General features: G+C 68.4%; 9 protein-coding genes. 6 read left to right on the forward strand and 3 right to left on the reverse strand.

Annotated features, from left to right (window positions below):
* The first annotated feature begins 145 nt into the window (after window positions 1–145).
* A complete protein-coding gene (locus ACFZAM_RS19670) occupies window positions 146–1,765 on the forward strand; it encodes a recombinase family protein (protein ID WP_391047588.1) in 1,620 nt (539 codons plus the stop codon).
* A gap of 130 nt (window positions 1,766–1,895) precedes the next feature.
* Here the strand turns inward: ACFZAM_RS19670 and ACFZAM_RS19675 are convergent, their stop codons facing one another.
* Entirely contained in the window at window positions 1,896–3,251 is a 1,356-nt protein-coding gene (locus ACFZAM_RS19675; protein WP_391047590.1) for a hypothetical protein, read from the reverse strand.
* Window positions 3,252–3,414: 163 nt separating this feature from the next.
* Here ACFZAM_RS19675 and ACFZAM_RS19680 point away from each other — a divergent pair, with 163 nt between their 5' ends.
* The 5 genes from ACFZAM_RS19680 to ACFZAM_RS19700 all read left to right on the forward strand — a co-directional run bounded on the left by ACFZAM_RS19680 (window position 3,415) and on the right by ACFZAM_RS19700 (window position 6,672).
* Window positions 3,415–3,954 carry an ATP-binding protein gene (locus tag ACFZAM_RS19680; protein ID WP_391047593.1) on the forward strand — a complete coding sequence of 180 codons (540 nt, stop codon included), beginning with the start codon at window positions 3,415–3,417 and terminating at the stop codon, window positions 3,952–3,954.
* 65 nt (window positions 3,955–4,019) lie between these two features.
* Entirely contained in the window at window positions 4,020–4,406 is a 387-nt protein-coding gene (locus ACFZAM_RS19685) for a hypothetical protein (protein WP_391047595.1), read from the forward strand.
* 15 nt (window positions 4,407–4,421) lie between these two features.
* Window positions 4,422–5,552, forward strand: coding sequence for a radical SAM protein (locus ACFZAM_RS19690; RefSeq protein ID WP_391047598.1), 1,131 nt, complete (start codon window positions 4,422–4,424; stop codon window positions 5,550–5,552).
* A complete protein-coding gene (locus ACFZAM_RS19695) occupies window positions 5,549–5,713 on the forward strand; it encodes a hypothetical protein (RefSeq protein ID WP_391047600.1) in 165 nt (54 codons plus the stop codon). The genes ACFZAM_RS19690 and ACFZAM_RS19695 overlap by 4 nt, the downstream gene beginning before the upstream one ends.
* A gap of 83 nt (window positions 5,714–5,796) precedes the next feature.
* Window positions 5,797–6,672, forward strand: coding sequence for a GNAT family N-acetyltransferase (locus ACFZAM_RS19700; protein ID WP_391047602.1), 876 nt, complete (start codon window positions 5,797–5,799; stop codon window positions 6,670–6,672).
* Between the two features lie 283 nt (window positions 6,673–6,955).
* Here the strand turns inward: ACFZAM_RS19700 and ACFZAM_RS19705 are convergent, their stop codons facing one another.
* Window positions 6,956–8,917, reverse strand: coding sequence for a TIGR03960 family B12-binding radical SAM protein (locus ACFZAM_RS19705; RefSeq protein ID WP_391047603.1), 1,962 nt, complete (start codon window positions 8,915–8,917; stop codon window positions 6,956–6,958).
* Window positions 8,918–9,114: 197 nt separating this feature from the next.
* Window positions 9,115–10,713 (reverse strand): CHAD domain-containing protein, encoded by a 1,599-nt coding sequence (locus ACFZAM_RS19710; protein ID WP_391047605.1) that lies wholly within the window; start codon window positions 10,711–10,713, stop codon window positions 9,115–9,117.
* Between the last annotated feature and the right edge of the window lie 46 nt (window positions 10,714–10,759).

Genomic DNA, 10,759 nt, shown 5'->3' on the forward strand with positions numbered 1-10,759 from the left:
GGCCGTGTCGCGCTACCTCGCGGCGGCGCCGACCGTCACTTCACGACCGACAGCGGCAGCAGCTTCTGCCCCGTCGGGCCGACCTGGATGTGGGTGTCCATCTGCGGGCATATAGATACGGCCACAAAACAAATACCATGCTGGCATGACAGGACGAGACGGCAAGCAGACCGTGGCCGAGCGGAAGCGTTCGCCTAGGGACATCGAATGGTCCGAGGGCGACCTCGCTCTGCTGGAAGAGCTGAAGAAGGCCGAAGCACAGCTCCCCGCAGACGCGCCGCGCGCCTTGTTGTCCGTGCGCCTGTCGGTTCTCACCGAAGAGACGACCTCACCCGTCCGTCAGGAACTCGACCTGCGAATACTCGCCAGGGACATGGGCTGCCGTGTCGTCGGTGTGGCCAGCGATCTCAACGTGAGCGCGACGAAGGTGCCGCCCTGGAAGCGTAAGCACCTCGGCCAGTGGCTCAACGACCGCTCCCCCGAATTCGACGTACTGCTCTTCTGGAAGCTCGACCGGTTCGTCCGCCGCCTCTCGGACCTGGCGGCCATGATCGACTGGTGCCTGAAGTACGGGAAGAATCTCGTCTCCAAGAACGACAGCATCGACCTGACAACCACGGCCGGGAAGATCATGGTGACGATCATTGGCGGCATCGCTGAGATCGAGGCCACCAACACCAGCACGCGTGTCACGAGCCTCTGGGACTACGCCAAGTCCCAGAGTGAATGGTTGGTAGGGAAGCCCGCGTACGGATACGTCACCGCACGGGACGAGAACGGGAAAGCCGTCCTCCGGATCGATGAAGACGCGCACCGCGCGTTGCACTGGTGTCGGCGGGCCGCCATGAGGACGAACGCCGCCTCAGCCCGGCGCATGGTCGCAGTGCTGGTGAGGGCAGGCTTGTGCGGGGCCGGCCTCACGCCCTCAACACTGCTCCGCAGGCTGAGGAATCCCGCGCTCATGGGCTATCGGGTCGAGGAGGACAAGACCGGTGGCAAGCGACGTTCGAAGGCCGTTCTCGGTAAGGACGGCAAGCCGATCCGGGTCGCGGAGGGCATTTTCACCGAGGACGAGTTCGCCTCCTTGCAGAGCGCCCTCGACAAGTACTCGAAAGACCAGCCTGCTCGCCGGCCGGGCGGAGCCACCAAGTTCCTCGGAGTCCTGATCTGCCCCGACTGCGAGACCAACATCACCGTCCAGAAGACGACCAACTCCTACGGCTCCTACAGCTACCTGCGCTGCGGTGGCTGCAAGAGTGGCGGCCTCGGCGCGCCGAACCCCGAAGAGGTCTACGCCCAATTGGCCCATGACGTGCTGTCCGTGATCGGCGACTACCCCGTCGAGACGCGCGAGTACGCCCAGGGCGAGGAAGCGCGGAAGGAGGTCAAGCGACTCGAAGAGTCCGTGGCCTACTACATGCGCGAGCTTGAGCCTGGCGGCCGTTTCATGAAGACACGCTTCACCAGGGAGCAGGCGGAAGCGACTCTCGACAAGCTGATCTCCGATCTGGAAGCGATCGACCCCGAGACCACCAAGGACCGCTGGGTCACCGTCCACAACGGCAAGACCTACCGCGAGCAGTGGGAGAGCGGCGGCATGGAAGCCATGGCCGAGGACCTCCTCCGCGTGGGCATCAAGTGCGAGGTCACCCGCACCAAGATCCCCCACGTCCGCGCCCCCGAGGTCCACCTCCGCCTCCTCATCCCCAAGGACGTACGTGCCCGTCTCGTCCGCAAGGAAGACGACTTCGCCGCAAAGTTCTGAACGGCGCTCGGACTGACAAGGCGGCCCGCTACGCGGACCCCCGGCGGCTGGCCCAACACTCACCGACCGCCTGTTTTAGGTTCACGCGGCAGTTGAGCAGGGCTTCATGCCCGGATAGCGACAGGCGCGGCTATGCGGCCTTCTGCCGGGCAAGTTCCTGTGCCCGCTCGTAGACCTCGCGTGCGTGCTGGTTCTTCAGGTGAGGACGGAGACGACGACGGAGAGCGCCGAAATGCTCATCAGCGCGTGAGGATGAAAGGCGCTCGTAATCGTCGAGGAAGTTGGACCAGGTGGCGCAGGAAGCCTCCAGGTGGCCGACTTCGAGCTGACGCTGTGCGAGCAAGCCGTTGGCGTGCGCCCGCCCCTGCTTCTCAATAGGAGGACGGACGCGGTTGGAATCTTGCATGGCCGCGATGGAGCCGGGCACATCGCCGAGAGCGTAGAGCACGCTGGACACATGAAAGAAATAGGCCGCCTGGTCGTAACCGCCGATCGCATCCCGCCGGTTGTCGGCTTTCGAAAGTGCTGACTGAGTCTCCGCGAGGCGGGAAAAGGCGAGGCGTTTGTCTTTGACGAGGGCCGCGCCTTGCGCCTGCTGTCCGGACAGGAACGCTTGCAGACGCGGTCCTGCTTTCGGCGCCGCCTCCGCCGCGGAGTCTGCGAGTTCCAGCGACCGCTTCCCGTGCTTGAGGTTGGCAGCCTGAAGGGCCATGCCACGAAGAGTACGGCAGTAAGTCACGTGATCCTCGGCGTCGGCGGCCAAGTGGAGGGCTTGTACGTAGTAGCGCTGGCCGAGTCCGTGCGCCTTCTCGTACATGGCCATCCAGCCCGTGAGGTACACGAGGTCGGACGCGGCGGCGAGCATGTCCTTGCGGACGGTCTCGGAGGCATCGGCCCGCAGATACGGCGCGACCGTGTTCACGAGGAACGCCGCCGCCATCGGGCGGGCGTGTCCCCCGCCCAGCTCATCAAGAATGTCCGCGATGCGGTCGGTCATCGTCCGGACCGTGGCAACCTCGCCCGCTCCGATCCGCGTTGCACGGCCAGTCGCGTGAGCCTCGGAACGGCCCGCCAGGTCGATGTAGGCCGGGATCGGCAGCGCGGCTGCATAGAGCGTCGTCGTGAAGAACTTCCGCCGAGAGGGGTCCATGTCTTCTCTCCCGATAGTGACCAGTCCCTCCACAGTGTCCCCGGGCATGGTCAGCGCCGCGAGAGTCGCTGTTTCGGCCACCGAAGGCGGTAAGCCAGCTTCGGCATGGGTGACTGGCCGGCCCAACCGACGGGAGAACGCCTCCAAGATCAACGGGCGCCATTTCGCCTGTGGGCGCGTACCTGAGAGCCACTTGTTGACATTGCTCTTGTCACAGCTCACCGGAACGCCCACTTCGGAGGCAGCCCGATTCACTGCGGCGGCCAGCTCGACCTGGGACCACCGGGCCTCGCTCAGAAGGGCTCTCAGACCTTGGTTCGGCTCGTGCTCAGCCATGCAGCCACTCTCCGCGGGTGGACGAACTTTCCACGCTTTCCACTTCGCACGCCGCCCCAACGGTACCGCTCTCCGTACGCAGACGGTTGCGTAGTGCGTGCAACCAGTCAGGGCGCGAGCGGCAGTTCGACTCGCGGCACGGGAGAGCGCACGGAGGACAGTGATGGCAAGCGACTACGCCAACCGGACCAGGTTGGACCTGGCCTGCGAGCCATCTGCCCCCGGTCTCGCCAGGCGTCACGCACAAGAGGTCCTTGAAAGCTGGGGCCTCCCCGACGAGGTCGTACAGGACGCCCTCACCGTCGTCTCGGAATTGACGGCCAACGCGGTTCGCCATGCGGGCGAGCCGACCGAGCCGAAGTCCGCAGGGCGCCCTCGATCCGTGGTCCGCACGTGTCCCCTGACCTTGTGGATCAGCACAGGCCGCCTGTACGTCGCGGTCCAGGACCAGAGCGACGAACCACCCGAACTGCGGCCCACCTCCCTGGACGCCGAGAGCGGACGCGGACTTCAGATCGTCGCCGGCCTCACCGAAGGCGCGTGGGGATTCGAGAGGGCTGCGCCCGTTGGCAAGACCGTCTGGGCAAGCCTGCGACTTGCCGCCCCGTTGCGAGCGGACAAACAGCGGTCCAGGACGCCCTGGCGGGAGACGCTGCCTGCCTCGCTTTGCGTGACAGCCGGGCATACGGGCGCTCACGCATGACACCTGACCCGGACCCGCTCAGGCCTTGTGCCGAACCGCGCCCATCCACTTCAGAGGAACGTGCCATGACCATTTCCACCCCCAGCATCAACTCCATCGCTCCGCCCAGGCACCGGTCCATCTGCTCGGCCCTGACCGTCCTGCCCGACCCACTCGCCCACACGGCCCTGGCATGGTCCGGACACCGCCACGACATGACCGCTGACATCCGGGACCTGCGCTGCACCCTCGAACGTCACACCAGCGGCGACCACTACGCGATGGTCCTCGACATCGCCGACAACACCGCCGTCTGGAGCCGGTGGCCTCTGAACAGCACCCCGGCCATTCTGCTGATCCTCCCGGACTGCCCGGCCACCCATCCCACGCATGGCGGCTGTAGCGAATACGAGGGCCACCCCGACGGCCACACATGGCAGATCCACAATCCCTGGAACCCCATCACCGGCTGACCGGAGGAATGAACGATGCTTCATGACCTGATCGTGAGCCCGTTCCTTGACGGCTATCTGGCCTTACGGCCTGGCAGCGCGGCAGGGGCACGTCTGCCCGAAGCCGGCTACGAGGAACTACGCGCCCTCGTCCGCAACGACTCCCCCGTCCCAACGTGGTTTGCCGAGACGGTCGCGCAGGTATGGGGTCTGGACTTGGTCGGCAAGCCTGTATCGAAGGCCGTGCTAGTCCGCGAGCGCTCGTCCTATGGCTTCTCCAAGGCGAGCTGGGAGATCAACCTCGGCTGCAACTTCGCCTGCACGCACTGCTACTTGGGCCTGAAGGAGTTCTCCGGCCTCACATGGGAGGAGAAGGTCAGGCTCCTCGACATCATGCGGGACGCGGGCGTGGTCTGGCTCCAGATCACCGGCGGCGAACCCACCATCGACAAGCACTTCCAGGACGCCTACCGGTACGCCTACTCGCTGGGGATGATGCTCACCGTTTCCACGAACGCGTCCCGGTTGTGGGAGAAATCGCTGCTGGCGATGTTCGAGGAGTGCCCCGCCTACCGCCTTGTTGTCAGCGTGTACGGGGCGACCGAGGAGAGCTTCGACCGGCTCACGCAACGGCGCGGCGCGTGGAAGTCGTTCAAACGCGGAATGGACGCCGCACGTGGAGCTGACCTGCCGGTGCGGCTCAACATCATCGTCACCAACGACAACGCCCACGAGACGGACGCCATGGTGGCCCTCGCCGAGGAATGGGGCCTGAAGCACCACATCTTCAGCAACATGACGCCCACCATCTACGGCGGTCCGGAAAGCCTGCTGGCCCAGTCCAGCAGCCACCTGCGCGAACGCAGCGCCTTCACCGGATGCAACGCCGGAGTGACGTTCTTCCACGCCGACCCGCACGCCAAGGTGAGCATCTGCAAGGTGGGCCGGGACGACCAGATCGACCTCATGGCCGAGGGCCTTGAGGGCCTGCGTCGGCTGCCCGCAATCTCCGACGCCCTGATGCTTCGCACCGGGGGCTGCGAGGGCTGCCAGCTCTCCGGCACATGCAAGGTGTGCCGGCCGCTGGCCAAGCAGTTCCAGGAGGCGAAGGCTCCACTGATCAACTACTGCCAGCACGGAATGCCCAAGGAGATGGTGCACGCATGACCGCAGTCGCCGTAGAGATCCGGCCCAGGCCGCCCGTGATCCGCCCCGAGGAGTCCACCGCCACGGTCGCAACACCCGTGGTGATCACCGTCGCCGACATGGACGACGTGATGGACTCCGTGAAGTGCTCCTGCAACGCGGGCGACGACAACCCCCACTGATCACCCACAGATCACCGCCAGGCCCCGGCAGATCATGCCGGGGCCTGAGCCGTACATCCCTCGCCGCAAGTAAGGTGCGACCCATGCGCTTCCGTTGGGACTGGCTCCGCCCAGTGGTAACGGCCCCCTACGTCCCCACCATCGGCCCAGTGCACCCGTCCGTCCTCACCGACGACCTCTTCGCCGACACGCTCAGGGCCGCAGGAAGCAGGCGCTTCCTTCCGTACGACAAGGACCTCCGGTGGTCAGACACCAAGGACGAGAGCGTGCTGACCGACGCCGTCGTACACGGCCGCGGCGAGACACTGATCCCCACCCACCTGGCACGTGGCGCAGGAACGATCAAGGTCTACGCCTACGGAGTCGAGCCCGGTAGCCACATCGCCGCCGCCGACCTTGCCCAGAAACTCGCCGCGGACCACGGAGCGAACAGGGCACGAGTCGTACGCTTCCTCGGCCCCGAATACGCCACCCGCTTCGCCCAGGGCACCAGGATTCAGCTCAAGGACTTCTCCACCGGAGCCTGCCCGCCCCCTGGACACCCCCTCACCACCTTCACCGACCTGCCCGCCGAACTGCGCCAGGACTTCACCGGCTTCGCAGAGGAGATGGCGAACGACGGATTCGCTTTCCTCCACTCAAGGATGCAAGCAGGCGCGGTAGGGCCCGTACTCGTGGCCGTGACGGGCGGCCGGGTCGCAGGAGCCATCGGCCCCATGGAGATCAGGCCCGACGCGATCGGCCAGCCCCAGCTCATGCCCCAGTACTTCGGAGTCCGCTCCGAGCACCGGGGGTACGGGTTCGGGCGCGCACTCTGGCGCGCCGCCATGCGGTGGGGTCAAGAGAACGGAGCCGAGTACCAGCTGCTTCAAACCGAAGTCGGCGGCGTGTCAGACACTCTCTGCCAAGCCGAAGGTCTGAAGTCCCTCGGCTTCGTCGTCACCACGCCAGCCCGTTGAAACACGCTTCCGGCCACTCCCTGACGGCGAAGACGGCGCACAGAGACCGCGTCGATCGCCCTCTCCGGAAGCGCGTGACTGCTGGAGTCACACCCACTCGATACTGCTCTTGACTCGACCGGCCTTGCCCTCCGGGCCCGGACCAGGCAGAGGTGTCGTGAGCGTAGACCGCGGTTCTGCCTTCACTGAGGTCGAGACGCCGAAGCAAGACCAAACCTCGGTCGCCTCGGCGTCCGTCATGTCGCCGAGTAAGTCGGCGATCTTACTCGGGGCGTCACTCATCTCAGTGCGTATGACCGTGCTCCGCAGGCGCCGGACCTGCGTTCTTGACCGCCAGGGGCAGCAGCTTCTGGCCGGTCGGGCCTACTTGTACCCATGTATCCATCTGCGGGCAGACACCGCAGTCGAAGCACGGCGTCCAGCGGCAGTCGTCGACCTCGGTCTCGTCCAGGGCGTCCTGCCAGTCCTCCCACAGCCAGTCCTTGTCGAGACCGGAGTCCAGGTGGTCCCAGGGCAGGACCTCCTCGGCGGTGCGCTCGCGGGTGGTGTACCAGGACAGGTCGACGCCCAAGGCGGGCAGCTCGGCCTCGGCGGCGCGCAGCCAGCGGTCGTAGCTGAAGTGCTCGCGCCAGCCGTCGAACCGGCCGCCGTCCTCGTAGACGGCCCGGATGACGGCCGATACCCGGCGGTCGCCGCGGGAGAGCAGGCCCTCGATGATGCCGGGCTTGCCGTCGTGGTAGCGGAAGCCGATGTTGCGGCCGTACTTCTTGTCGCCGCGGATCGCGTCGCGCAGCTTCTCCAGCCGGGCGTCGGTCTCCTCCACGCCGAGCTGCGGGGCCCACTGGAAGGGGGTGTGCGGCTTGGGCACGAACCCGCCGATGGAGACCGTGCAGCGGATGTCGTTCTGCCCGGTGACCTCGCGGCCCTTGGCGATGACCTTCTTCGCCATGTCGGCGATCTGGAGGACGTCCTCGTCGGTCTCGGTGGGCAGCCCGCACATGAAGTAGAGCTTCACCTGCCGCCAGCCGTTGCCGTACGCGGTGGCCACGGTACGGATCAGGTCCTCTTCCGAGACCATCTTGTTGATGACCTTGCGGATCCGCTCGGAGCCGCCCTCGGGGGCGAAGGTCAGACCGGAGCGGCGGCCGTTGCGGGTCAGCTCGTTGGCCAGGTCGATGTTGAAGGCGTCGACGCGGGTGGACGGCAGGGACAGGCCGATCTTGTCGTCCTCGTACCGGTCGGCGAGGCCCTTGGCGACCTCGGCGATCTCGGTGTGGTCGGCGGAGGACAGCGAGAGCAGGCCGACCTCCTCGAAGCCGGTGGCCTTCAGGCCCTTCTCGACCATCTCGCCGATCCCGGTGATGGACCGCTCGCGCACCGGGCGGGTGATCATGCCCGCCTGGCAGAAGCGGCAGCCGCGGGTGCAGCCGCGGAAGATCTCCACCGACATCCGCTCGTGCACGGTCTCGGCCAGCGGCACCAGCGGCTGCTTGGGGTACGGCCACTCGTCGAGGTCCATCACGGTGTGCTTGGACACCCGCCACGGCACGCCGCTGCGGTTGGGCACGACGCGGGAGATCCGGCCGTCGGCCAGATACTCCACGTCGTAGAAGCGCGGCACGTACACCCCGCCGGTCCTCGCCAGCCGCAGCAGCACCTCGTCCCGGCCGCCGGGGCGGCCCTCGGCCTTCCACGCGCGGATGACCTCGGTCATCTCCAGGACGGCCTGCTCGCCGTCGCCGATGACGGCCGCGTCGATGAAGTCGGCGATCGGCTCGGGGTTGAACGCGGCGTGGCCGCCCGCCAGCACGATCGGGTCGTCCAGCGTGCGGTCGGCGGCGAGCAGCGGGATGCCCGACAGGTCGAGCGCGGTGAGCATGTTGGTGTAGCCCAGCTCCGTGGAGAAGCTGAGGCCGAACACGTCGAAGGCGCGGACCGGGCGGTGCGCGTCGACCGTGAACTGCGGCACATCGTGCTCGCGCATCAGCGCTTCGAGGTCGGGCCACACGCTGTACGTGCGCTCGGCCAGGACGCCCTCGCGCTCGTTGAGCACCTCGTAGAGGATCATGACGCCCTGGTTGGGCAGGCCCACCTCGTACGCGTCCGGGTACATCAACACCCAGCGGACGTCGGTGCTGTCCCACTCCTTGACGGTGGAGTTCAGCTCGCCGCCGACGTACTGGATCGGCTTCTGGACGTGCGGGAGAAGTGCTTCCAAGCGCGGGAAGACCGACTCGACAGGCATCTCGGCGACTCTCATCAGACGGCTGGGACTCCCCCGGCCGGCGGCGTGGGGGCTGGGTGACCCTCAAGGGTACCCGTGTCTCGCGGCGGCCCGGTCCCGCTCATCCGTCACGGCCCCACCGCGCCCGGGCCCCGGCCACATGCAACGCCCCCCCATCGCGCCTCTGTACGGCGGTCCCGCAGCGCCGCGGCCCCGGCTCAGATGTCGCGGTCCGCCGACCGCCAGACATCCGGCAGTTCCGCCTCCACGGCCGCCGCTCTGGCCCGCTCGGCCGCGATCAGCGCCGTGTACGCCTCGGTGGGCTCCCCCGCCTCCCGTGCCTCCCGCGCGGTACGGCCGAGCGCCGCCCGGCACATCACGCTGTCCTGGTGCTCGCCGAGGAGCTGCTGGACGGACTTCATCCGGCCGGTGTGGGCGGCGGCCCGCTTGCCGAGCACCGGCTGCGCGGCCTCGCCGCAGTAGCGGGCGCGCTTGGCGGATTTGCGGGCCTCGTGCAGCGCGATGTCGCGGTCGTCGCCTGGCGGCAGCGCCAGCGCGGCCTGGATCTGCCGCCGCAGCCGCAGGTGGTCGCGGCCCACGGCGGCGGTGGCGGCCTCGTGGGCGGGCGCGGCGGCCGACACCAGGAACGGCGGCAGCACGAGCAGCGCCTCCAGGCGGTCGAGCAGCGCGAAGTAGCGGGTCCCGGTCAGCACCCGGACCAGGGCCGCGTGGGAGCGCGCGTGGCTGTCGGCGGCCAGGCCCCGCAGCCGGTCGCGTACGGCCGCGGTGACCAGCGCGGGGTCGGCCTCGGCGAGCAGCCCGTCCACGCGGTCCGCGAGCACCTCGCGGTCGCGTTCGGTGCCGAGGACGGCGGCCAGCCACTTCAGCTCCGCGCCGAGCGGGTCGGTGGCACCGCGGTCCAGTTCCCTGCGGAAGCTCTTGAGGGCGCTGCGGGCCCTGCGGGTGGCGACCCGCATCCGGTGCACGGCGTCCTCCTGGTCGCGCCGCACCAGCGGGTCGAGCGCGAGGATCGCGGTGAGCTGTTCGCGCAGGTACCCGGTGGCGACCTCGCCCGCGGTGGCGGGGGTGCCGGGCGGCGCGGGCGGTTCGGCGAGCCGGTCGCCGAGCGCGCGGGCCAGTTTGGAGCGGGAGGCCGAGCGGCGCAGTCCCGCCGCCGTCAGCCGCTCCTCGACGGCGTCCAGCAGGGCGGGCGGGCCGCGCATCAGCTCGACCTCGGTCTCGGTCCAGCTCGGGCCGTCCGCCCCCGCGTCGGCGCCGGTCTCGTAAGCACCGGTCTCGTACGCACCGGTCTCGTCGGCACCGGTCTCGTACGCGCCGGTCTCGTACGCGGCTGCCGCGTACACGTACGCCGCGACCTCGTCGTGGGCGATCTCGGCGAGCGCGCCGCCCTCCGCGTCCAGCAGCAGGGTCCGGTGCCGGGTGGTGCGCAGCCGGACCACCGGGTTCAGCGGGCGGCCCCTGAGCAGCGCGGCGACCTCGGTGCGCAGCTCCTCGGGCGGGGCGTCGTCGGCGGCGCCCAGCGGGACACGGACCTCGGTGCGGGTGTCGGGCTCGCCGGTGGGCAGTTTCAGGTGCCAGCCCGCGTCCTCGCCCCCGGTACGGCGGCGGAGCGTGGTGCGGTGGGCGGCCAGCGCGAGGCCGGCGGTGTCGTAGTAGACGGCGTCGAGGAGGACGGGGTCCAGGCGCCGGATTCCGGCGACGGACGGCAGTCCTTCGAGGTCGGGAGGCGTCAGGGGGCGGCCGGGGCCGTCACCGGCCTCGTACTTGCGTTCGGTCTCGCGCACTCGCTGACCCATGCTCGACGGTAACCGGGCACCCCGCCCGCGAGCAATGGCGCGGCCG

The sequence above is a fragment of the Streptomyces sp. NPDC008079 genome (genome assembly GCF_042957385.1).
Classification (GTDB): Bacteria; Actinomycetota; Actinomycetes; order Streptomycetales; family Streptomycetaceae; genus Actinacidiphila.